The 22,806-nt window shown below is 47.5% G+C and carries 20 protein-coding genes; 12 read left to right on the top strand and 8 right to left on the bottom strand.

The annotated features are described in order from the left end of the window. Positions 1 to 234: 234 nt before the first annotated feature. From ACMXI2_RS05960 to ACMXI2_RS05940, 5 genes are all read right to left on the bottom strand, one after another. Positions 235 to 1,422 carry a FecR family protein gene (locus ACMXI2_RS05960; RefSeq protein ID WP_483780782.1) on the bottom strand — a complete coding sequence of 396 codons (1,188 nt, stop codon included), beginning with the start codon at positions 1,420 to 1,422 and terminating at the stop codon, positions 235 to 237. Between the two features lie 80 nt (positions 1,423 to 1,502). Beyond that, positions 1,503 to 2,138 (bottom strand): RNA polymerase sigma factor, encoded by a 636-nt coding sequence (locus tag ACMXI2_RS05955; RefSeq protein WP_483780781.1) that lies wholly within the window; start codon positions 2,136 to 2,138, stop codon positions 1,503 to 1,505. Positions 2,139 to 2,232: 94 nt separating this feature from the next. Beyond that, on the bottom strand, positions 2,233 to 2,994 hold the full coding sequence (locus ACMXI2_RS05950) for a tRNA(His) guanylyltransferase Thg1 family protein (protein ID WP_483780780.1): 762 nt from the start codon (positions 2,992 to 2,994) through the stop codon (positions 2,233 to 2,235). Continuing rightward, entirely contained in the window at positions 2,984 to 3,430 is a 447-nt protein-coding gene (locus tag ACMXI2_RS05945) for an AAA family ATPase (protein WP_483780779.1), read from the bottom strand. The genes ACMXI2_RS05950 and ACMXI2_RS05945 overlap by 11 nt, the downstream gene beginning before the upstream one ends. A gap of 16 nt (positions 3,431 to 3,446) precedes the next feature. Then, positions 3,447 to 4,076, bottom strand: coding sequence for a helix-turn-helix transcriptional regulator (locus ACMXI2_RS05940; protein ID WP_483780778.1), 630 nt, complete (start codon positions 4,074 to 4,076; stop codon positions 3,447 to 3,449). A gap of 265 nt (positions 4,077 to 4,341) precedes the next feature. Between ACMXI2_RS05940 and ACMXI2_RS05935 the strand changes: the two genes are divergently transcribed. The 7 genes from ACMXI2_RS05935 to ACMXI2_RS05905 all read left to right on the top strand — a co-directional run bounded on the left by ACMXI2_RS05935 (position 4,342) and on the right by ACMXI2_RS05905 (position 11,355). Continuing rightward, on the top strand, positions 4,342 to 6,084 hold the full coding sequence (locus ACMXI2_RS05935) for an ABC transporter ATP-binding protein (RefSeq protein WP_483780777.1): 1,743 nt from the start codon (positions 4,342 to 4,344) through the stop codon (positions 6,082 to 6,084). After that, positions 6,068 to 7,831 (top strand): ABC transporter ATP-binding protein, encoded by a 1,764-nt coding sequence (locus ACMXI2_RS05930; protein ID WP_483780776.1) that lies wholly within the window; start codon positions 6,068 to 6,070, stop codon positions 7,829 to 7,831. The genes ACMXI2_RS05935 and ACMXI2_RS05930 overlap by 17 nt, the downstream gene beginning before the upstream one ends. Positions 7,832 to 7,876: 45 nt before the next feature. Beyond that, complete coding sequence (locus tag ACMXI2_RS05925) at positions 7,877 to 8,089, top strand: hypothetical protein (protein WP_079468513.1); 213 nt, start codon at positions 7,877 to 7,879, stop codon at positions 8,087 to 8,089. Between the two features lie 113 nt (positions 8,090 to 8,202). Continuing rightward, complete coding sequence (locus ACMXI2_RS05920; RefSeq protein ID WP_483780775.1) at positions 8,203 to 8,787, top strand: TetR/AcrR family transcriptional regulator; 585 nt, start codon at positions 8,203 to 8,205, stop codon at positions 8,785 to 8,787. Positions 8,788 to 9,021: 234 nt separating this feature from the next. Further along, entirely contained in the window at positions 9,022 to 9,411 is a 390-nt protein-coding gene (locus tag ACMXI2_RS05915) for an MFS transporter (RefSeq protein ID WP_483780774.1), read from the top strand. Between the two features lie 5 nt (positions 9,412 to 9,416). Beyond that, entirely contained in the window at positions 9,417 to 10,214 is a 798-nt protein-coding gene (locus tag ACMXI2_RS05910) for a PhzF family phenazine biosynthesis protein (protein ID WP_483780773.1), read from the top strand. Positions 10,215 to 10,218: 4 nt separating this feature from the next. Continuing rightward, the gene (locus ACMXI2_RS05905; RefSeq protein WP_483780772.1) at positions 10,219 to 11,355 is read left to right on the top strand and encodes a serine hydrolase domain-containing protein; all 1,137 of its coding nucleotides are present in this window, start codon (positions 10,219 to 10,221) and stop codon (positions 11,353 to 11,355) included. Here ACMXI2_RS05905 and ACMXI2_RS05900 read toward each other — a convergent pair. Together ACMXI2_RS05900 and ACMXI2_RS05895 are read right to left on the bottom strand one after the other, a co-directional pair. After that, positions 11,314 to 12,582: a redoxin domain-containing protein gene (locus ACMXI2_RS05900; protein ID WP_483780771.1), complete on the bottom strand. Its 1,269-nt coding sequence runs from the start codon at positions 12,580 to 12,582 to the stop codon at positions 11,314 to 11,316. The genes ACMXI2_RS05905 and ACMXI2_RS05900 overlap by 42 nt on opposite strands. Positions 12,583 to 12,589: 7 nt before the next feature. Continuing rightward, positions 12,590 to 14,437: a glycosyl hydrolase family 18 protein gene (locus ACMXI2_RS05895; protein ID WP_483780770.1), complete on the bottom strand. Its 1,848-nt coding sequence runs from the start codon at positions 14,435 to 14,437 to the stop codon at positions 12,590 to 12,592. Positions 14,438 to 14,730: 293 nt separating this feature from the next. On the opposite strand from ACMXI2_RS05895, the gene ACMXI2_RS05890 reads away from it, so the two are divergent. Then, complete coding sequence (locus ACMXI2_RS05890) at positions 14,731 to 15,996, top strand: glycoside hydrolase family 99 protein (RefSeq protein ID WP_483780769.1); 1,266 nt, start codon at positions 14,731 to 14,733, stop codon at positions 15,994 to 15,996. An 80-nt stretch (positions 15,997 to 16,076) separates the two neighbouring features. Here ACMXI2_RS05890 and ACMXI2_RS05885 read toward each other — a convergent pair whose 3' ends face one another. Beyond that, on the bottom strand, positions 16,077 to 16,466 hold the full coding sequence (locus ACMXI2_RS05885) for a hypothetical protein (protein WP_483780768.1): 390 nt from the start codon (positions 16,464 to 16,466) through the stop codon (positions 16,077 to 16,079). A 257-nt stretch (positions 16,467 to 16,723) separates the two neighbouring features. Here ACMXI2_RS05885 and ACMXI2_RS05880 point away from each other — a divergent pair, with 257 nt between their 5' ends. The 4 genes from ACMXI2_RS05880 to ACMXI2_RS05865 are packed head-to-tail and all read left to right on the top strand — an operon-like array spanning position 16,724 to position 22,740. Further along, positions 16,724 to 17,395 carry a response regulator transcription factor gene (locus ACMXI2_RS05880; protein WP_483780767.1) on the top strand — a complete coding sequence of 224 codons (672 nt, stop codon included), beginning with the start codon at positions 16,724 to 16,726 and terminating at the stop codon, positions 17,393 to 17,395. Between the two features lie 23 nt (positions 17,396 to 17,418). Further along, positions 17,419 to 18,681, top strand: a complete 1,263-nt coding sequence (locus tag ACMXI2_RS05875; RefSeq protein ID WP_483780766.1) for a sensor histidine kinase — start codon at positions 17,419 to 17,421, stop codon at positions 18,679 to 18,681. A 57-nt stretch (positions 18,682 to 18,738) separates the two neighbouring features. Next, positions 18,739 to 20,733 carry a TonB-dependent receptor plug domain-containing protein gene (locus tag ACMXI2_RS05870; protein WP_483780765.1) on the top strand — a complete coding sequence of 665 codons (1,995 nt, stop codon included), beginning with the start codon at positions 18,739 to 18,741 and terminating at the stop codon, positions 20,731 to 20,733. A gap of 57 nt (positions 20,734 to 20,790) precedes the next feature. Then, positions 20,791 to 22,740 (top strand): LTA synthase family protein, encoded by a 1,950-nt coding sequence (locus ACMXI2_RS05865; protein ID WP_483780764.1) that lies wholly within the window; start codon positions 20,791 to 20,793, stop codon positions 22,738 to 22,740. Positions 22,741 to 22,806: the final 66 nt, after the last annotated feature.

The raw sequence follows: 22,806 nt of genomic DNA, 5'->3' as shown, positions 1-22,806 counted from the left end.
AAGTCCGGGCATAGAAAGGACTTTACCATAATAATTCAATTGCATAGATTTGCATTTGTTAGGATGGATAATCAGTATTCAAGTATGTACAAGCTTAGTGCTACTATCATCCGGACATATTCGCCGGGGGTGGGTCCAATCACCTCCGGTTTTTTTATCCGTATAGCGGCATTACAATCTCTGAAGTTGGTCGTGCATAAATGTTCAGTTGACAATAGCTAAAAAATAAACCCGTTATGGTTCCACGATAATGCTGCGTCCCTGCAGGCGGAAATGGATACCGGTACTTTTCAGTCCTTCCAGAACATCCGACAGTGGCAGGTTACGTTGAATCTCTCCCTGGAACCGCCGGGCAGGGATGTTACCTGCATAAACAATTGTTACATCATACCATCTGGCCAGCTGACGCATCACGGTGGGGATGTCTGCGTCGCGGAAATTAAATTCCTCCTTCTTCCAGGCCAGTATTGCCGCAGTATCTGCGTGCGTTACGATATCGATATTTCCAGGACTTTTTACCAATGCCTGCTGACCGGGTAATAATACCCTGGAGCTGTTGCCTGCATTTACTTTCACGGCGCCTTGTATAAGGGTCGTTTTGATGCCTGGTTCATCTGTATAGGCGTTGATATTAAAACCGGTGCCTAATACTTCTATGTTGGTTTGGTGGCTGACCTTTACCTGGAAAGGCATTTTTGCCATTGCCGCCACTTCAAAATAAACTTCTCCTTTTATCTCCACTTCTCTTTTCCCTTGCCGGAATGCGGTGGGGAAAGTAATAGCGGAAGCTGCATTCAGCCATACCCTGGTACCATCCGGCAGGGTGAGGCGGAACTGCCCGCCTCTCGGAGTAGCCAGTGTGTTCAGGGTAGTTTGTGCCGTATAATCCTGCGTGTTGTATTGCAGCTGGCCGTTATTCAAATGAATAAGGGCGCCCTGCTGCATGATCACGCGGTTACCGTTGCTATCCAGCGGTATTACCGAACCATCTGCCAGCGTTAAAGTGGCTTTGCTGGTTCCGGGCAGTATAGGCGTGGTGGAGAGGGCCGCTACCGGGGCAGGCGGGGCGGAAGGGCGAAGAAAATATATGCCTGCACCCAATAACAGCAATACAGCCGCAGCAGCACTCCACCAGCGGTACATCGGGCGTACCGGCGCGTTATCTTTTGCCGGAAAATGCTTTGAACTGAAAGTATTCCAGCCGGCAGTAACATCAAATTTTTCGTATTGCGACAGTTTATCGCGGAGTATATCCGGATCCGTCATCTGTTCAAAAAAAAGACGGTTCTCCGGGGAGGCGTCACGCCAGGCCCGCAGCTCTTCCTCTTCTGCTACTGTTAATACATCCCGCTGATAACGGCTTACCAGCCAGGCAATTCGCTGCAATAACGGATTTGTTTCACTGTTTTGATCTGCTTCCAATTCACCTCTTTTACTATAGAAACAATAAAAAACTGCTTTCGATTAAATAAATCTGAAAAAAAATTTACCCGCTAACGGGATCAGTAATAATTATGATAATATTTGAGAAGGGTAATATAGATACCCAGTAATGGCAGGATATTCTTTTTAATGAGGCTGCTCCTGATAAGTTTAAGCGCCCGTAGTTTCTGCGCCCTGACGGTGTTGTAGGAGATCTGCAGGGAGGTGGCTATCTCTTCATTTTTTCTTCCTTCGAGATAGCTCATTTTAAAGATCCGCCGGCATTGGGTGGGCAGATGCTCTATTTCCTGGTACAGCTGCTGAATAATTTCTGTTTCCGTAAGCACCGGATCGAAGCCTGCTATTTCTGTAGTTCCCTGTTCTTCCTGTAAATAAGAGAATTCTTTTTCTTTGATATAGAGCCGTTCCCTGCTTTTCAAAAAATTGAGGCAGGCATTTTTGGTAGCAATAAAAAGAAAGGCTTTTATGTTGGCGGCAGATTTAAAGTCGCCCCGTTTATCCCAGAGCTTTGAAAAGGTTTCCTGCACGAGGTCTTCCGCCTCCTGTGCGTCATCGACAATGGTAAAGGCAAAATAACATAATGCTTTGTAATGCTGGTTAAATATGAATTGGAAAGCGGATTGTTCCCCACCAGCGAACTTTTGCAGTAAAATAAGCTCCTTGTTTGAATACTCTTCTATCATCCCTGGAAACACCCTCCTGACAATATAAACGATGATTTATCGGTATAAAAATACCGATAAAAGCTGATTTATTTATAGGTGGGGGGAAATACATGGCTAAACATGGTTAAAAGTCCCCTATAATACTTCTGATGAACTGGCTATAGTCGTCTTTCATTGGTAATTCCATATTTCTTTGCAGTTGTTTCCTTCTTACAGTTACAGTTGTTTGATGTTTTACATCAAATCCTTCTTTCTCTGTTTCTGACCAGTAAATGCCAGTACCTCTCTTCTGCCAAAGTGGTAAATCATTGAAGTTTATACCAAATGAAAAAAGCAGTTCATTTTTTTCAGCTGTACTTAGTTTTTCAATGCGCTTGGTCGCCTCCTGTTTAGTTAATCCTTCCCGTCGTAAACGCCAGTAACAGTGTGCATTCAGGGCATTTCTATGTGCGTCTTCATTCCGCCAGCGGAAATAATCAACCACCAATCCCTCATTTGGTAGTTCGCAGATACGACAATCAAATGCTGCAACATCGCCTAGTAAGGTTGAAAATCTGGCACTGGCTTCGCCTGCGAGAATAGAAATATACTTCCGGTATTTCCGTGAAAAGGCGTTTTCATTAAAATCGAAAAGCAGCGAAATTTCATCACTTTGAGTATAGCCGTAGGTTACTTTAAATCCGCAACTCATCAGATGTTCCGTAGTGGCAATCATATAATCCCTGAAACGTTCATCAAAAGGGGCTTCAAATGGATGCGTTTCTTTGGTTAACCGGGTAAACCCACGACCATCAATCCTGGCTATCATATACATTTCAGGCAATATCTGCCTGTCCTGGGCCGTCTCAAATGCCCGCATTTTTAAATCCAGATCATCAAACTTCATTATTCCAGGCTTTAATTATAAATTTTCCTTCATGTATCCCGACAAAATATAGCTCATCAAATCCTTCTTCTACAGATGGCAATTCCAATCTTTTATAGGTCCCCCTGATCCCGGCTTCCGGGATATTAGCTTTACCTATGCGGCCACTGTTGCGTTGGACAGCAGCCGCTAACACCGATTGAAAGTAGTAACCGGTCACCTTATACTTATATTGTTTAGCAAGATGGATGTATTTTCCCCTTTCGGCTTTTGAGGCATTAGTATTATCGACCACAAAAGGCTGTTGTATAGAGAAACAAGTTTCTAAAAAAAGACTCTCCTTATTACGGGTATGCAGCTGATCCATAGAGATCCGCATATGTGTCTCAAAAAATTTCTCTTTATAAAAAGATGTTTTTCCGGTGGCCTGAATGCCACAAAAAATAACTGCTTCCATAGATATAAAATAATTATCATTTCCCCGTGATCCTGTATACGCATCTCCGTTGTCCGTCCAGTATATGTTCCACCCGTTCCACTTTCGCGTGCTTTCCCAGTATGGTGGAAAACATCTCCTGCTCCGACCGGCAGAAGCGGCTGCAGCAGCTGGCAGCCGCCTGTATGGGGCAATGATTTTCTATAAGAAGATAACTCTTTCCTTCGTTGATATACTCCGCCATGTATCCTTCACGGTTACGGATATCCGCTAATATGCTCACGCGGCTTTCCAGCCTGGTGATGCCTTTCAGCTCTTCCTGGTATTTTTCGAGCGTGCTTTGGGCGGTGGCGTCCAGCACTTCGTGCATCATGTTTGTGGGAAGTGTTTTATTCATGTTGCACAGGAGACGCAATGCCAGGTCCTGGTGCCGGTCGGGGAAATGTGCGTTGCCCGCTTCCGTGAGCGCCCAGATCTGTTTGGGTCTGCCCCTGCCTTTGGCTTCCGTGGTGGCCTGTACCAATCCTTCATTTGCCAGTTTGAGCAACTGAAACCGCGCACCTTCCATCGTTACTTTCAGCTCCTCTGCCAACTTACACAAGGGTTGCGGCCCCTGTGTTTTCAGTATCCATACAGCCCGTTCGTTATTGGCAAAGTTATTATTCATTATAAACAAAGTGTTTATTTGGTTTATTAAGCAAAGATATTATCTTTGCTTAATAAAGAAAACGACTCGGGCAGGGACCTGCGCCGGGTCTTCTTTCCACCGGCCTTTCATCGGGTGCCTTCCTTCCACTGCCGGTATTTCACTCGAATCCATTCCCTGAACCGCTAAAAAATCAATATCTTGTATTATACAATATTTGCAGCGTGGATCCGTCTTCATGTGGAAACCTTTAAAAGCTACGTCCTGCTAAACATACCAGTTAAAAATGAAACAAGAAGAGGGTAGTAAAAAGAAAGAAGCCGGCATATTCAGTCTCCTGCAACCATATACGGGTATGGTTAGCCTGCTGATCCTGTTCACACTGCTGAGCAATGGCCTCAACCTGTGGTTGCCCAAAATTATCGGAAACGGTATCGACAGCTATGAGCACGGCGCCTTCCAGCTGAATGCGCTGGTGATAAAATTCACGGTGGCAGTGATTATCATCCTGGTGTTTACCTATCTGCAGAACATCATACAAACATATGTGTCTGAAAAAGTAGCACGCAACCTGCGCACCAAAATATCGGATAAAATATCCGGTCAGAGCTATGCCTGGGTGGAACAGGCCAATCCCTCCCGGTTGCTCACCAACCTGATTGCCGACGTGGATTCCATCAAACTGTTTGTTTCCCAGGCCATCGTTTCGCTGGTATCTTCCCTGTTTATTATTATAGGCGCCAGCATCCTGTTGCTGACCATTAACTGGAAACTCGCACTGGCAGTGATTGCTACGTTGCCCGTGATCGGGATCACCTTTTTCCTGGTATTACGCAAAGTAAGATCGCTGTTCATCAAAAGCCGGGAAGTAATGGACTGGCTGAATAAAGTAATTAACGAAAGTATACTGGGTGCGGCGCTGATCCGCGTGGTCAATTCGCAGCAACTGGAGTATCAGAAATTTCTGGACGCCAATGGCAAAGCGATGGATTTCGGGTTATCCATTGTGAAACTTTTTGCGGGACTGATCCCTGTTATTACGTTTACTGCCGGCATTGCCAATCTCATCATCCTGGCGCTGGGCGGTCATTTCGTGATCACCGGCAGTATGAGCCTGGGCGATTTTGCCGCGTTCAGCAGTTACCTGGCGTTACTGATCTTCCCCATACTGGTGATCGGTTTTATGAGCAATATTATTGCGCAGGCCACTGCTTCCTATCAAAGGATCAGCGCCGTGATCAATATGCCCGACATTATGCCTGCAGGTTCCCTTACGACTCCTGTTAAGGGAGATATTGAATTTCAGCAGGTGAACGTAAACTACGGTCAGAAACCAGTGTTGAAAGATATTTCCTTCTCCATAAAAGCCGGATCAAAAGTAGCTATTATCGGACCCACTGCTGCCGGTAAAACGCAGTTGCTTTACCTGCTCACCGGTTTAATCAAACCCACTTCGGGCGTAGTGCTGGTAGACGGGCGCCCGGTAGCGGATTATAACAGTGAATCCTTTCACAGCCAGGTGGGCTTTGTATTCCAGGACAGCATCATTTTTAATATGAGTGTCCGCGAAAATATTGCGTTCAACGAAACTGTTACCGAAGCGGCGATGGAAAAAGCGTTGCACACCGCGGAGCTGAAGGAATTTACCGACGCGCTTCCCGAAAAACTGGATACCATTGTTTCTGAAAGAGGAGCCAGTCTTTCCGGCGGACAAAAACAACGGATCATGCTGGCGCGTGCGCTGGCCATTAACCCGAAGATCCTGCTGCTGGACGATTTCACAGCCCGTGTAGATGCCAATACGGAAAAGAAAATCCTGGCAAATGTACAGGTGGAATACCCGGGGATCACGCTCCTGTCTGTAACGCAGAAAATTGCTTCGGTGGCGCATTACGATCAGATCATCCTGCTCATGCAGGGCGAGATTATTGCCTCCGGCGGACACGAAGAACTCCTGCATACCTGTCCCGAGTACGTTCAGATCTTTAATTCCCAACAAAGCACCAGCAACTATGAATTACAATCTTAATAAGTTTACGGAGAAGGAACAGAAAATATCCAACTACTCCGCATTCAGGAATTTGCTGAAGCTGATTTCCCACGAAAGAAGAAACCTGGCAGTGGCTTTAACGGCCATCCTGCTGAATTCTATACTCAACCTGCTGGGCCCCTTTTTAATAGGTTATACCATCGATCATTATGTGCAGCATAAGGAATACCACGGCGTACTGATATTTTCCGGTATCCTGCTGGGGATTTACCTCACAGCATTGTTCACCAGTTACTTCCAGACAAAACTGATGGGTGGTGTTGGTCAGCGTACGTTATTTACCCTCCGGAATGCTATTTTCAGTAAGATACAACAGCTGCCGGTGGCCTTCTTTAATCAGAATAAAGCAGGAGACCTTATTTCCCGCGTAAATAATGATACGGATAAACTCAACCAGTTTTTTTCACAATCGCTGATGCAGTTTGTCGGTAACATTTCCACCATGATCGGCGCCGGTGTTTTCCTGTTGATCATTAATTACAAAATCGGGATTGCCGCACTGGCGCCCGCTTTGCTGATACTCATCTTTACAAGGATTTTATCTCCCTGGGTAAAAAGAAAAAATGCAGCCAACCTGAAAACGGTGGGTAACATGAGCGCGGAAATACAGGAAAGCCTGAGCAACTTCAAAGTGATTGTGGCCTTCAACCGCCGCGATTATTTCCGGCAGCGCTTCCAGGATGCCAATGAAAAAAACTACGAAAGCGCCATTGGTTCGGGGCTTGCCAACAACGTGTTCCTGCCTTTTTATGCTATGTGCGCCAGTATCGCACAGTTGCTGGTACTAACCGGTGGCATCTACCTGATCACACAAGGCGAATTTAGTATAGGCTTGCTCGTTAGTTATCTCGCGTATGCTACTTATTTCTATAATCCATTAAGACAACTTGCTACTTTGTGGGCCAACTTCCAGGTGGCAATGGCCGGCTGGGACCGGATCTCTGAAATACTCGGATTGGAAACAGATCTCATTACACTGAATGCCACCACAGCTTACGGTCATTCCCCGGCGTTGCTGGAATTCCGGAATGTGCATTTTGGTTATCCGGAAGGAAGGGAAATACTGCATAACATCAACCTGTCGCTGGAAAAAGGAAAAACCTATGCACTGGTGGGCCCTACCGGTGGCGGTAAAACCACCACGGCTTCGCTGATGGCACGTTTGTATGATCCCACGCAGGGCATTGTATTACTGAATGGAAGGGATATCCGTAGTTACGATGCGGATGAACGTTCCCGGAAGATAGGTTTCATTCTGCAGGAACCTTTCCTGTTTACCGGAACCGTAAAAGAAAATATCCTGTACGGTAATCCGGCATATAAAGATTTTTCCAACGAACAGCTGACAGCTGTGATCAAAGAAGCTAACCTGGAAAAGTTGCTGGCTATTTTTGAAAACGGGCTGGAAACAAAAGTGCTTTCCGGCGGAGATGGGGTGAGCCTCGGGCAAAAACAACTGATCGCTTTTATGCGGGCAGTACTGCGCAAACCCGACCTGCTGATCCTGGATGAGGCTACTGCTAATATTGACACGGTTACTGAACAATTGCTGGGGGAAATCCTGGAAAAGTTGCCGGAAGATACTACCCGGGTGATCATCGCGCACCGGTTGAATACGATTGCAAATGCCGATGAGATATTTTTTGTGAATTCGGGGGAAGTCACACGGGCAGGGTCTTTACAAAATGCGATGGAGAAATTACTGCATGGGGTGAGAATGAGCTGATCCGTGATTTTACCCAAAATCGGGAATTTTTGTTATATTCACTACATGTCAAAATTCAAAGATGTAGTGGTAACACTATCAAAAAAACACCCCCAAACCGCTGAACCGGTGCAGGCCGGACACACGTTTGTGATAGGCGTATTAGGTAAAAAAACTGCCTTTTACGAAATTTCAACGGAGCAGTTAAACAATCTTCATAATGATGATCTGCAAAGAGAATTGTTTCAACTGCTTCACCCGCAAACCCCGCATCACTAGTCAGCATATTTTCCACACAAAAGATTAACCTGCGTATACCGCAGGTTTTTTTGTGCCGGAAAAATTTTGTACTATTTGGTAAAGAATCTATCTTTGCGTGGTAAAAGAGAGCTATGTCAGGCAGACCGAAAATATTTGACGACGGGGAAGTGCTCAGCAAAGCGGCTGAAGTTTTCTGGCGACAGGGATATGAGGCCACTTCCACGGAAGACCTCCTCGCTGCGATGGGTATAGGTAAAGGCAGCTTTTACCTGGCTTTTAAAGGCGGTAAAAAAGAGTTGTATGAAAAAGCGCTGGGGCAACACAGCGATCAGGCGATTGCACAGTTCAGAAAAGAACTGGATGCTGCAGAAGATCCCGTGGAATACATCCGGGAATTTTTCCGCAGAATAGCGCATAGCACCAAAACCAGGCACCAGAAAGGCTGCATCTTTGGCAACGCAGTAGCAGAGCTTTCAAATATTGAAAACCCTATGATGAAAAGGGCCGCCACTCACCTGCAGGGGCTGGAAGGTTTATTCCTGGATGCGTTATTGCGGGGCAAACAAAAAGGCACGCTGCATTCCAAACTGGAACCTGCACTGCTGGCACGCCTGCTGCTCAATAACTGGAACGGACTTGGTATTACCAGGCGGATTTACCCGGATAATGAAGCGCTCTCCGAACTGATAGAAATACAATTAAAAATTCTCGGTTAACCAGGAACATCGTAGTTCCTTTTTTTTACCACCTATTTTGTACCGTATAGTACAAAACAAGTGCTTCACTCATGGAAAAATTCACCCGGTCCACCGCATTGCTCTTTGCAGTTGCGTGCGGCCTTGCAGTAGCCAATGTTTATTACGCGCAGCCATTGCTGAATACAATGGGAAGCGACCTTCATATTCCATCCCGCTCATTGGGGATTATTGTTACCATTACGCAAACAGGATATGCACTCGGACTCCTGTTATTGCTGCCGCTGGGCGATCTGTTCAACCGCCGCAAGCTTTGCCACACATTCACTGGTAGCGCTTATTGCCGGTATCATCCTGCTGGACCTTGCCATCCAGGCGGTGCATGTTACCAACCAGAGCATGCTGTATACCATCAGACCCGAATCACGCAACCGCATGGTGGCCGGGTACATGCTTTTCTATTCCACCGGAAGCGGACTGGGAAGCATTGCCGCCACTACTATATATGCCCTCGCCGGATGGACCGCCGTAAGCATGCTCGGCGCCGCCATCAGCGCCGCAGGGTTGCTTTTCTGGGCATGCACCCTTCCCCGGAAGGTACACGCTCAAAAAAGCAATATCTTTACGGTACAGCACCAAAACTAATCCTCATGCCACATATACCCATTTACCACGTAGATGCTTTCACACATGAACTGTTCGGTGGAAACCCCGCAGCAGTATGCCTCCTGGAAGCATGGATGCCAACAGAGATCCTTCAGAAAATTGCCGCGGAAAATTTTCTGCCCGAAACTGCCTTCTTTATTCCCTCCGGTCAGCAGGGACACTACGAACTCCGGTGGTTTACGCCCGAAATAGAAATGGATCTCTGCGGACACGCCACGCTGGCCAGCGCACACGTGCTGTTCAATCATCTCGGATGGGATATGCACCAGATCACTTTTCACACACAGAGTGGACCACTTACCGTTTCCAAAAATAATGACCTGCTCACGCTTAATTTTCCATCACGACCAGCGGTACCCGCCTCCCTTCCAACAGAAATACTCAAAGGAGTAGGCGTATACCCAATGGAAGTACTGAAAGCAAGGGATTATATCCTCGTGTATCACGATGAAGAAATTGTACGCAACCTGCAACCGGATAAAGCCATCCTTGACCAGATCAACCTGGACCCCGGCGGCATTATTGTTACGGCAAAAGGAAAACAGGTGGACTTTGTATCACGCTTCTTCACTCCGCAGGCCAGCATCTTCGAAGATCCCGTTACCGGCTCTGCACATTGCTCACTCATCCCTTTCTGGAGCCAGCAACTGGATAAGAAAGAAATGATCGCCCTGCAGGTATCTCCCAGAACCGGGAAGCTCTACTGCGTGGATGCCGGCGACCGCGTACTGATAGGCGGTACCTGTAAGACCTACCTGGAAGGAAATATTTTTGTACCTTAATTTTATGAGATATACCAGTTTACTGCTCTTATACCTGCTGACAGTTAACGCCATTACCGCACAATCCCTGCCACAGATAGACAGCACCGTACATGCTTTCATGGATCGCTACCACGTACCTGGAATGGCCATCGCAGTAACGTACAAAGGAAAACTTGTATATGCCGGCAGCTATGGTTACGCAGATACCACCCAACATATTCCCGTAAACGCCCGACACCTGTTCCGCATTGCCAGCGTATCCAAGTGTATAACGGCAACGGCTATATTAAAACTGGTGGAGGCAAAAAAGTTATCGCTGAACGACCAGGTATTTGGCCCCAACGCTATATTGGGTACCCTTTATGGCACGCCACCCTACCGGGAAGATCTTAAAAAGATCACCATCCGGCAGCTGCTTGAACATACCTCCGGCGGCTGGACCAACAACGGCGCCGATCCTATGTTCAGCCATCCGCAGATGAGCGCAGATCAACTGATTTCATGGACAATCGATCATCAGCCATTGGATAATATTCCCGGAACAGTATACGCCTATTCTAATTTTGGATACTGTATCCTCGGACGCGTGATTGAAAAAGTATCCGGCATGTCATATGAAAATTATGTAAAAAAAGCAGTGCTGCTCCCCTGTGGCATCACAAATATGCAGATAGGCGGCAATACCCCGGCCCAAAGAAAACCAGGAGAAGTAGTGTACTACGGCCAGCATGGCGAACAACCTTACATCTATAATATTACCCGCATGGATGCACATGGAGGATGGATAGCCAGCGCCACCGACCTCGCCCGCCTGCTGGTTTACGTAGATGGGTTTCCGTTACCACCGGATATACTGAACGCAAAATCCATCACGGCTATGACTACCGGCTCGGAAGCTAATCCCGGCTATGCCCTGGGATGGGCGGTGAATCCCTACCACAACTGGTGGCACTCCGGTTCCCTGCCCGGTACGGCCAGCGAAATAATACGCGCCCACAAAGGATTCAACTGGGTAATGCTGTGTAACACCCGCACCGACAGCAGCTTCTTCAACGACCTGGATGGGTTGCTGTGGAAAGCTGTAAACGATCCTACCACAAAGTGGCCGGACGCCGATTTATTTATACATAGGACCGATCATACGGTTATGAAAAATTAATTTCCGGAGCGCCACCGGGTCTATTTCTCCTTGTTGTGCGTATACGATCTTTCCACCCGGTTCCACTAAAATAGTATATGGCAATGCGCCCTGCCATTTAGGATCTACGGCTTCAATCAGCTCGTATTTGTCTTTTCCCCTGAAGAGATAATTCTTCCCGGACGAATGCTTCTTTTGTAAAAACTGTAATACTTTATCTTTCTTCTCCGGTTCATCTGCACTAACACTTACAAACTCAAAATCACGCTCACTGAATGTTTTAGCCAGGATAATAAACTCCGAAAATTCCGCCACACAAGGGCCACACCACGTAGCCCAGATGTTTATAAGCCGCAGATTGGCGGAAGTATTTTTCAACAACTCCTTAATGCCGCCCACCGACACGGTGTCCAGGGTTACCGGCTCCTTTGCCCATGCCTGCGTTGCTTTTTCCACGCTGCCGCTTTTATCTTTCCACTTCACCGAACAACCAAATACTTTCGTAGTGGCTACGGGCACTTCCTGCTGCTGCAGCAATGCTTCAATGGCATTCTGCGCATCCTTTGATCCGGGCTTCTTTGCAGGATTCTCCATGTCATCAATCCTTCCCTGGTAACGCAGCTTCCTGTCTTTATCAAAAATAAAAATGTGCGGTGTGGCAACAGGACCATATGCCCGCGAAACTAATTCACTATCGCCGTCGTACAGATAAGGAAAGTTGAACTGTTTATCTTTCGCGCGCTGTTTCATGTCGTCAAAAGAATCGCCCAGGTCGGTATATCCCAGCTCATCATAACGCAACCCCTCCGCGTTGTTGGGCATAATCGCCACCAGCTTTACCCCTTTACCGGCATAATCGGAAGTAAGCTGCTTTATCCTGTCTTCGTACGCCTGTGCAGTGGGACAATGATTACAGGTAAAAACCACCGCCAGTACCTTCGCCTCGGAAAAAGAGGATAAGGAATAATTTTTCCCGTCGGTAGCCGGCAGGGTAAAGTCCGGTGCAGCCGCACCAATGGGCAATTGCTGTGCCTTTGAAAGCAGCGGCAGCAGGAGGAAACAATACAGCGTACTGCTGATAAGAAATTTCTTTTCCATTTTATATGGTTTATTTTTCTTGCTTCCGTACAGTATATAGTATCTTTTATTGGTCCATGCTACCGGGATATTGCCGTAGGTCAACAGGTTCTTTTTCCGGGCGGGTGTTTGGCGGTATTTAAAGTTACTAAAACTTCCACATCCTTGCATAAGCAATTCATTTACCCGCTGCCCAGAAAACAGCGTTCTGAAACAGTTGCGTGTATGCCGGGTTATCCAGCAGTGCCGGGCCATGTCCCATGAAAATATAGATGTTCCTCGCTTTATAATGTTCGTTGGTCCATACCACGGGGTGATCCCCCATCTTCCTGTCGGAAGCGGGCACATAGGAGCTTTCATCTACACTGGCCAGCACATGCACTTGCGGGCGTGGGCTTTTATCGTAGGTATACCATTCTTCTTTATTAATAGTAAAGGGAGATGTAATGCCCTTCATCACCGGGTGGTTTTTATCTTCCACCGTTACCTTTCCATCGGCAAAATCAGGGATATAGTTGGTAAAACGAATGCCGCCCATAAAGGTGGAAAACCAGTTCCACATGGGAAAGCCGTCGAATTCACCAAGCAGGGTGGCATGATGAAACCCGATCCAGCCACCGCGACCTTCACTGATGTATCGCTCAATCGCCGCCGCTGCTGCAGGTTTCCAGCCATAAGGCGGATAGTCGAGCTGGATAAAAAGCTGGTATCGCTTTAAATAGTCATCGTTAACCAGATCCGTATTGTTGATATAGGTAACCGCAAAGTGTTTCTTCGCAGCGAGGCTATCCAGCCATGCTTTAGCCGCTTTTGAAAAAGCTACATGGTGGCCGCCGCCCTCATACAGCACCAGCGCGGTAAAGGAGGGTTTGCTGCGGTTGGGATATAAGGTGGCATTGATCTCATCCAGCAGGTATTCTTTTTCGTCGGAAGAATATTCCCAGAACATGACGCCGCCCATTTTATTCGCGGTCACATAGCTGCATTTATTCTGTACGGACCATTCATCGTCGTAGGTAATGAATTCATGCATGGCGGGGTTGAACAGGTAGGGCGCTTTGGCACTTTCGTCGCGGTAGGCATGGAAGCCGTTTTTATTAACAAGGCTATCTTTTGTAAACGTATAGCCTTTACCGAAAGACTGTGATACGATCTTCCCTCCCAGCCCGGCGCCGGTGCTGTCTGCCAGTTGGAAGCGACGGCCATAAAAAGCAATGCCCATTACCAGCTTCTTCACCGGTACGCCGGCAGCCACATAGGCTTTCACCGCTTTGTCGGCCGACAGGGCGCCGGGGTTATCTGCCGGTGTGAAGAGGTTGGTATGATGCCCGGCATTTTTATCTGAATAAAAATCATAGGTCATCAGGTTTACATAATCCAGGTATCTGGCGGCCTTACCCATTTCCGATGTTTCCAGGAAAGCGGCAAAGCCACCTACTGCTGTAGTGAGCAGCTTTTTCTGATGTGTTTCTTTCTGCAACTTATCCAGCTCTTTCCGCAGTGCTGCAAACATAAGGGTGAAATTTTGTTTGTCTTCCGGGCGGTATACATTGCCTTCTTCCCCCGAACGGCCGGGATATTCCCAGTCGATATCCACGCCATCCAGTTTGTATTTACGGATAATATCCACAGCGCTTACCGCAAAGGCTTTGCGCGAAGTATCCGTTAACACGGCGTCAGAGAAATTTTCGCTCCATGCCCAGCCGCCAATAGAGATCAGGATCTTCAGCTCCGGGTTGATGACTTTCAGTTCATTGATGCGGCGCAGGTTTACCGTATCTGTTTTTTCATTGGTCAGCACTGCGCGGTTATGCTGCACATTTACAAAAGCGTAGTTGATGTGCGTGAGCTTCCGCGGTGCAATCCTGTCTGTATTCACCAATCCCCTGAATCCCCCCACATAGCCAATGATCACCGGCTTTGCCTGTGCGGCGGTATGTTGCCGGGATATCTGCGGCGTGGCGTTCAGGAAAACCGGGAGTAGCAGCATTAAAATGGATAGTAACCTGTTCCTTTTTTCGGGCATAAAACATCTTGGTTGTGTACGGGAAGATAATATTATTCTGCCGTGCTGTTACTGCATTAAGTGTAACAGCATATCCCATTCCTGGAAATTATTTGCGTTATTATGCCATTAATTCGGTCAATTAATGCTTTGTTAACGCTTTTGTTAGGTCTCCCGGCTTTACTTGCATCTTATTCCGGGCTACAACCGGGATACACAACTAAGGTGAATGCAAAACCTTTTGGAGAATCCGGGCAAGCCGGGTTCTCCTCTTTTTAAAAGCAAGTTCCACGTTAATAACAAACAGTATACATATGAAGCGTATTTTAACAGCTTTTCTTCTCCTGCTGGGCGTATCCGCCCAGGCACAATTGAAACACAGCAGGGAATCGCAGTACCCTACTTATCATGGATTGGTAATGGCCGGCTACCAGGGATGGTTCCGGGCCGAAGGAGATGGCTCCGGCGCCCGGCGTTTTTCCTATGGCGATGAAACCCGCAGTGGAGTAGACATGTGGCCCGACGTGAGCGAATATGAAAAAACATACGCCACTCCTTTTAAGCTCGCCAACGGACAGCCCGCACGTTTCTTCAGCTCGTACGACAAAAGCACTGTAGACATTCACTTCAAATGGATGCAGCAGTATGGGGTGGACGGCGTTTTTATGCAACGTTTTTTTAATAATGCCAAACGCCACGACAGCGCCTCTTCTGTTGTGCTGAAAAATGCGTTTGCGGCGGCATCAAAATATAAAAGGGCCATCGCCGTGATGTACGACCTTTCCGGGTTAAGCGCATCGGGGGAAGATTGCTCCGCTATTATTGAAGACTGGAAATACCTGGTAGATCAGCTGAAAGTAACCAACCAGCCCGGCGCCAAAACTTACCTGCAGCAAAATGGCAAACCCGTGGTAGCCATCTGGGGGATCGGTTTTCCTGATCGCCCCTATAACCTCCGGAATATTGGCCTCGAAAGGCTCATCGATTTTCTCAAAAATGATCCCGTTTATGGCGGCTGCGCCGTGATGCTGGGCGTACCCACCGCCTGGCGCACGTTGAACGCCGACTGCCTGCCGGATCCTTACCTGCACACCATCATCAGGCAGGCGGACCTCGTGCTGCCCTGGACCGTACAACGGTATTCCCCGCTGCTGCACAACGATATGGACCGCTACCGCGATAATCTCATCGACGACCTGGCCTGGTGCCGTGCCAACCACCTGGAATATGTACCCTGCATATATCCCGGCTTCAGCTGGCATAACCTTAGTCGTTATGAATTCCCGGACGATATAAAACCGGTCGGCTCCATTCCCCGCCAGGGCGGACGGTTTTACTGGCAGCAGATTTCCACCGCGCTCACCGCCGGCGCCAGTATGCTGTATGTAGCAATGTTTGATGAAGTAAATGAAGCTACCGCCATTTTCAAAGGAAGCGACCAGCCACCTGTGAGCGCCACTACACCCTTTATTAATTTAGATGGGAAGCCTTCAGATCATTATCTCTGGCTAACCGGGGAAGCCGCCAGAATGCTGCGTAATGAAAAACCATTGACAGTAAAGATGCCTGAAAGAAAATAACATCAGAAATGGTTAAAATAATACGTCCAGGCAATGAATTGTTGCCTGGACGTATTATTTTAAAGACGTACAAAGTACACTTATTTTATTACCTGCATGGCCAGGTGTTTTCCTTTGGTTATCAGATAAACGCCTCCGAAATAGGAAGCAATTCCCACGGTGATGAAAACCACCACCATCCATATTACTCTGCGCTTGTTTCCTCTCTTTCTATCATTCCGGTCCAGTACTATCTGCTCCACTTCGAGCCACCTTCTGCCAGGATCACCACCGGTATAACGTTCTGTGAGCCGGCCCGTTCTTATCAGCTGTTGATACATGGCCGCAACTGATTTGGCATTAGGAATATTGTCCATCAATGCGCACAATTCCCTCATATCATCATCTGATGCCTTTCGCTGTGTGATGGCTGCTTCAGGTAACTTTTTCAGTAATAGCCTATCTGCCATCATTTTAAAATAAGTACTCATAAGAATGCCTGAATGAATGGTTTGATATCGGTATTGTATCTACGAGATACAAGAGTACATAGTTTTCATTCCGGCCCAAAATGATGAAAAACAAGGGCGGGGATTTTTCTCCCCGGCCCATGATATTCCCGGTTTTCATAATATGGACACCTAACCATAAAAGCAAGTAAAACCCTCCACTGCAACGTTTCTGCTAAGCATACCACCTCAAACCGCTACTACAGAATTCCTTTAGGAATTATCCCTACTTTTAGCCCATGAAAGTGCTGATTATAGAAGATGAACCAGCTCTCAGGGAAAGCATACGGGAATACCTGGAACACCAGGGCTACATCTGTGAACTGGCCGCAGATTTTCCACAGGCCATTGACAAGGTCAACGAATTTGACTACGACTGCATAGTGGCAGACATCGGCCTGCCAAAAGGCAACGGCCTTGATGTTGTAAAAGAGCTGAAATTGCTGGAATCCAGGGCCGGTATCATTATCATTTCTGCCAAAGACTCCCTGGAAGACAAACTCAGCGGCCTTGAACTCGGTGCAGATGACTATCTTACCAAACCATTTCATCTTTCAGAACTCAATGCACGGGTAAATGCCATTTTACGCCGGAAAAACTTTGATGGCAATACCACCGTCAACTTTCACGAAATCACAATAAAACCTGCCTCCAAAACGGTGCTGGTACATAATAAACCGATCACCCTCACCGGGAAAGAATACCAGTTGCTGCTGTATTTCATTGCCAACCAACACCGGGTAGTCACCAAATCCGCACTGGCAGGACACCTCTGGGGCGATGAATACGACCAGGCCGGCTCCTATGATTTTATTTATACCCACATTAAAAATCTCCGTAAAAAAATGCTCGAAGCCGGTGGCGAAGATTATATCAAAACAGTATACGGAACCGGTTACCGCTTCGGATAACACCTACTAAAAACAGCGCGCACATGAAACTGCTGACAAAAACAACCCTATACTTTTTATTGATCATGCTACCTGTTTTTACAGCAGGCGCTTTTTACCTGTATACAAAATTCAATACGGAAATAAAATATGAAACCGATGAGGAACTGGTGAATGACAAGCTCCAGTGGATGCGGTATCTCGACACAGCCAGTGTGAACAATCCCGTTTTTAGTATCAAAACGCCGGAATTTAACCTGCATTCCACTACGGATGCGGCGCAACCAAAGCATAACCTGAAAGGCGTAAGCATTTACCAGGAACCGGAAAATACCTATGCCCCCTTCCGGCAACTAACGCAGGTGATCCGTGTGAATAATAAAAATTATGAACTGGTACTCCGTAAATCACTGATAGAAAAAGATGACCTGGTAAATAACATCATCCATGTAATGCTGGCGGCCTTTGGCGGTCTGCTCCTGTTTGTATTGCTTTCCAACTGGCTGATCAGCAAAAATGTATGGAAACCATTTTACCGGTCGCTCGACAAAATACAAAAGCTGCAACTGAACAAACTGGAGACCATCGTTTTTGAACGTACGGCTACCCATGAATTTAACCGGCTGAATACCACCCTCAGCGCCATGACCACCCGCATTCACGGGGATTATACCAGTATGAAAGAATTAACGGAAGATGCAGCCCATGAAATGCAAACACCCCTCGCCATTGCCCAGAGCAAACTGGAATTATTGCTGCAGGACGACACGCTCTCTGAAGTACAACTGAACAGCATCCTCGCCAGTTATGATGAGCTGCAACGCCTGTCGCGCCTCAATCACAACCTGTTGCTGCTGGCCAAAATAGAGAATCAGCAGTACCCCATAACGGAACAGCCGGATCTTTGCACCGCTGTTGAAAAATACCTGCTGCTTTTTGAAGAACTTATCAAAGAAAAAGAACTGCATATCCATAAAGAAATGACCGCCACCGCGCCGTGGCCGCTGCATCCGGCACTCGCCGATATACTGGTCAGCAACCTGCTCGGGAATGCTATTAAATACAATTATCCACAGGGTAATATCTCCATCCGGTTAACACCCGACACTTTTACCATTTCCAACACCAGCCACCTGCCTGAAATACCCGCCAATATACTGTTTCAGCGCTTTAAAAAACACAACAACAGCTACACCAATTCCAATGGGCTGGGACTGGCCATCGTTAAAAAAATGGCAGACTCCTATCATTTCCATCTTACCTATTATTATACAAACAACCAGCACACCTTCCGTGTAACCCTATAGCCCACCGTTCAGATTTGCTCCAGATTCAACGCTTTTCTTTGCGATATAAATGAGCATATGAAACACCTGATACTGGCTGCCATTTTATTGAGCACGACGGGAATAATAACCGCACAAAATCGTGTGCCTGTTCCCGTTAAAGACACCACACAACAACCTCCCAAAGATACCACCATCAGCAAAGTATCCGACCTGGAAGAAGTGGTGATTTCCTCCACCCGGAATAACCGCCGTATTGAAGACCTGCCCATGAAAGTAGAAGTGCTGGGGAAAGAAGATATGATGGAAGAAAGCGGCATAAAACCCGGTAACGTGGCCAGTATCCTCGGCGACCTGTCGGTGATCCATATTCAAAACACCTCCGCGGTGAGCGGTAACAACGCCATCCGCATGCAGGGGCTGGATGGTAAATACACCCAGCTGCTTCGTGACGGCGTACCCGTATACGAAGGATTGAGCGGCAATTTCGGCGTACTGTCCATTCCACCGCTGGATCTTAAACAGGTGGAAATTATAAAAGGATCCGTTTCCACCCTCTATGGTGGCGGCGCTATTGCCGGTATCATCAACTTCATCGCCAAAACGCCCGGCAGCAAACCCGAACTAACGGTGCTGGTTAATCGTAGTACGCTGAAAGAAACCAATGTGAACGCTTACTACGCAGAAAAATACGGCAAAAACGGCATGACTCTTTTTGCCGGCGTTACCACCCAAAACGCCACCGACGTAAATAAAGATGGCTTCAGCGATGTGCCACGCCTGCGTCAATACCTGCTCCATCCCCGCTTCTTCTGGTATATCAACCCGCAAACCACTTTCGTGGCAGGTTATACCGGCACCATCGAAAAGCGCGAAGGCGGCGATATGCAGGTATTGGATCATGCCGCCGCCGGCGGCCATCAGTATACAGAAATCAATAACAGCGAAAGACACAGCGCAGAGCTGCAGTTCACCCGGAAAAGCCTGGCAGGCGGAACATTGTCTGTAAAAGGAGCCGGTAGCTTCTTTCACCTGCAAAACAACGTGGAAGCTTTTGCGCTGCTGGGAAATCAAACCAGTACCTATGCGGAGGCTTCCTATCATAAAACTGCCGGCCGCCACGACTGGGTAGCCGGCATCAACCATACCGGAGAAATTTATCATCGTTCCAAAGGCGACAGCACGTTGCTGGGCAACTATCAGTACAACACGATAGGCGCTTTTATACAGGATGGCTTTCGGATCACGGATCAGTTGATGGCAGAAGCCGGGCTGCGCACAGATCATCACAATGAATTCGGCTGGTACATTTTACCACGCGTAGCGTTTGTATATAAACCAGCGGAGGCCCTGTCCATCCGCCTGAGCGCGGGTACCGGTTATAAATCGCCCGCTGTTTTCACCACCCAAACCCAAACCATCGGCTACCGGTACCTGCTGCCGCTCAGCGCAGGCCTCAGATCAGAAAGAAGCCAGGGGATTAACTTTGACGGAAACTACCATACCATTTTAGGTAAGGTAGACATGACCCTTAACCAGGCGTTCTACTACACCCATATCAAAGATCCCATCCTGCCAGTGCGGCAACCCGGTAGCCTGGGGATGTACCTGCTACAGAATATGCCCTATGCAGTAAACAGCCTGGGTACAGATACCTATCTCCGCTTTGAACTGGATCACCTGGAACTGTACCTGGGATATAACCATACTATGTCCCGTTACAACAATCCCGTTCATACCAACATAGCATTTGCGCCACAGGACAAGTTTGCCGGTACGCTGGCATACAATATTGAAGGCAAGTGGCGTTTCGGCATTGAAAACAGCCGGATAGGCCATCAGTACGACGATAACAATCAGCAAACGCCCAACTACTGGTTCTGGGCAGCCATGATTTCCCGGCAGTTTGGAGAGCATGTTACCCTGGTACTCAACGGGGAGAACCTTTTTGATGCAAGACAGGGCAAGCATGCACCACTTTATACCGGTACCATTACACACCCGGAATTTGCACAACTATGGGGGCCGGTTGATGGAAGAATCATCAACATGTCATTGAAAGTTAATTTATAGTTAAATTTATCAGGAACAATGTACCTTCGCGGTCTTTAATTTTCTATTCTATACACCATGAAATTTGTAAAAAACAGGTATGCGGTGCTCCTGGGCTTTGGCGCCGTACTTCTGATCCTGTCGTTCCTTGTTAGAACTGCCTTACTGGTATGGGCTTTCCCTCAATCCGGTCTGCGCCTGTCACACTTACCTGCTATTTATGGCAAAGGTCTTATTTACGATACCGGGGTAGCTTTATTCTTTACCATCGGTTACGCGCTTTACTTGTTGCTGCTGCCACAACGGCTCAACAACACACTGTTTAACCGGATATTCACCTACACCGGTTTTTTCCTGGCAATGATAATCCTCGTGTTTTCCTTTTTTGCAGAGTTTACCTTCTGGGGAGAATATTCCGGGCGCTTTGATTTTATTGCGGTAGACTATCTCATTTACACGTATGAAGTAATCAGTAATATTAACCAGTCGTACCCATTGCCATTATTAATTGGCGGCGTACTATTATTCACCGCGCTTATTACCTGGGCTTCGGCACGCAGGGGTGTTTTCCGCAACAGTTTCCAGTCGAACACGCCGTTCCTGAAACGGCTGCTCATCTTTGCCGGCCTGACCGGCCTGATGTTCCTCCATATTTTCTTCATCAATAATACCTGGGCAGAAAAAAGCAAAAACCGGTATGCGCAGGAGTTATCCAAAGCTGGTGTGTATTCGTTTATATCTGCCTACCTGAATAATGAGCTGGCTTATGATAAATATTATTTACTGGAAGATGATAACAGCGTCTTCAGCCGCCTGCGCACCTTGTTGCAATCGCCCGACAGCCATTACCTGGCTGCCGGTAACACTATTTACAGAAGTATAACGGATACGGCTACACGTGTTACACCCAACGTGATCATGGTCACTATAGAAAGTTTCAGCGCCGATTTCATGGATCGCTTTGGCAACACCGGGCATATCACCCCGGTGCTGGACAGTATTGCCAGGGAAAGTATCCTGTTTACCAATATGTACGCCACCGGCACCCGTACTGTAAGAGGTATGGAAGCGCTGACACTGGCGGTACCACCCACACCCGGACAAAGCATTGTTCGCCGGAAAATGAATGAAAATCTTTTTTCCGTAGGCCAGTTATTTGAACGGCAAGGCTACGAAAGCACTTTCTTTTATGGCGGTGATGGCTACTTCGATAACATGAATAAATATTTTGGGAATAACGGCTATGATATCACCGACCGGCTCCGTCATAAACTGGTGGATGATCATATCACCACCACCCGCACCAACATCCCGGACAGTGCAGTACAATTCGAAAATGCGTGGGGCGTATGCGATGAGGATATTTATGCCGCAGCTATTAAAAGCGCCGATCAGAAATATGCCGCCGGGAAACCGTTCTACGATTTTGTGATGACCACCTCCAACCACCGGCCTTTCACCTATCCTTCCGGCAAAATAGACATCCCCTCCGGCAGCAGCCGCGAAGGCGCTGTAAAGTATACCGACTACGCCATCGGGCAGTTCCTGAAAAAGATCCGCACCAAACCCTGGTTTAAAAACACCGTGATCATTTTTGTAGCCGACCACTGCGCCAGCAGCGCCGGTAAAAATGAAATAGAAATCAGCAAATACCACATCCCCTGTATCCTGTACAATGTTCCGGGTACAGCGCCGCAGGAAATCAGCACCATGTGCTCCCAGATAGATATTTATCCTACCCTGCTCGGTATGCTGCACTGGACTTACAACAGTAAGTTTTATGGCGAAAACGTGCTGGAGCCCGGATACCAGCCCCGCGCAATGGTAAGTACCTATCAAAAGCTGGGCTACCTGGAGCCCGGTAAACTGCTCATCCTGAGTCCGCAGCAAAAGGCGCAATGCTTCAGCTGGAACAAAGAACGCAATGAACAACACGCCACAGCGATGGACAGCTCCCTCCTGAAAAATAGTATTGCCACCTATCAAACTGCCTATGCGCTGTTTAAGAACGGTGGCATGGCAAAATAATGATACCCCGGCGGAGGGAACGTCTTTTTCCCGTTCCCTCCGCTAATGACAATAATTCCTTTCGTT

The sequence above is a fragment of the Chitinophaga sp. G7 BAM 1005 genome, from assembly GCF_057126945.1.
Note: the sequence above shows the minus strand (reverse complement) of the source record. Positions and strands in the feature narration are given on the sequence as shown.

Excerpts from the sequence above, each read along its gene's own strand:
- ACMXI2_RS05950 (WP_483780780.1), bottom strand. The coding sequence starts at position 2,994 with ATGAAGTTTGATGATCTGGATTTAAAAATGCGGGCATTTGAGACGGCC.
- ACMXI2_RS05945 (WP_483780779.1), bottom strand. The coding sequence starts at position 3,430 with ATGGAAGCAGTTATTTTTTGTGGCATTCAGGCCACCGGAAAAACATCT.
- ACMXI2_RS05940 (WP_483780778.1), bottom strand. The coding sequence starts at position 4,076 with ATGAATAATAACTTTGCCAATAACGAACGGGCTGTATGGATACTGAAA.
- ACMXI2_RS05935 (WP_483780777.1), top strand. The coding sequence starts at position 4,342 with ATGAAACAAGAAGAGGGTAGTAAAAAGAAAGAAGCCGGCATATTCAGT.
- ACMXI2_RS05930 (WP_483780776.1), top strand. The coding sequence starts at position 6,068 with ATGAATTACAATCTTAATAAGTTTACGGAGAAGGAACAGAAAATATCC.
- ACMXI2_RS05925 (WP_079468513.1), top strand. The coding sequence starts at position 7,877 with ATGTCAAAATTCAAAGATGTAGTGGTAACACTATCAAAAAAACACCCC.
- ACMXI2_RS05920 (WP_483780775.1), top strand. The coding sequence starts at position 8,203 with ATGTCAGGCAGACCGAAAATATTTGACGACGGGGAAGTGCTCAGCAAA.
- ACMXI2_RS05915 (WP_483780774.1), top strand. The coding sequence starts at position 9,022 with ATGCACTCGGACTCCTGTTATTGCTGCCGCTGGGCGATCTGTTCAACC.
- ACMXI2_RS05910 (WP_483780773.1), top strand. The coding sequence starts at position 9,417 with ATGCCACATATACCCATTTACCACGTAGATGCTTTCACACATGAACTG.
- ACMXI2_RS05905 (WP_483780772.1), top strand. The coding sequence starts at position 10,219 with ATGAGATATACCAGTTTACTGCTCTTATACCTGCTGACAGTTAACGCC.
- ACMXI2_RS05900 (WP_483780771.1), bottom strand. The coding sequence starts at position 12,582 with ATGCAAGGATGTGGAAGTTTTAGTAACTTTAAATACCGCCAAACACCC.
- ACMXI2_RS05895 (WP_483780770.1), bottom strand. The coding sequence starts at position 14,437 with ATGCCCGAAAAAAGGAACAGGTTACTATCCATTTTAATGCTGCTACTC.
- ACMXI2_RS05890 (WP_483780769.1), top strand. The coding sequence starts at position 14,731 with ATGAAGCGTATTTTAACAGCTTTTCTTCTCCTGCTGGGCGTATCCGCC.
- ACMXI2_RS05885 (WP_483780768.1), bottom strand. The coding sequence starts at position 16,466 with ATGAGTACTTATTTTAAAATGATGGCAGATAGGCTATTACTGAAAAAG.
- ACMXI2_RS05880 (WP_483780767.1), top strand. The coding sequence starts at position 16,724 with ATGAAAGTGCTGATTATAGAAGATGAACCAGCTCTCAGGGAAAGCATA.
- ACMXI2_RS05875 (WP_483780766.1), top strand. The coding sequence starts at position 17,419 with ATGAAACTGCTGACAAAAACAACCCTATACTTTTTATTGATCATGCTA.
- ACMXI2_RS05870 (WP_483780765.1), top strand. The coding sequence starts at position 18,739 with ATGAAACACCTGATACTGGCTGCCATTTTATTGAGCACGACGGGAATA.
- ACMXI2_RS05865 (WP_483780764.1), top strand. The coding sequence starts at position 20,791 with ATGAAATTTGTAAAAAACAGGTATGCGGTGCTCCTGGGCTTTGGCGCC.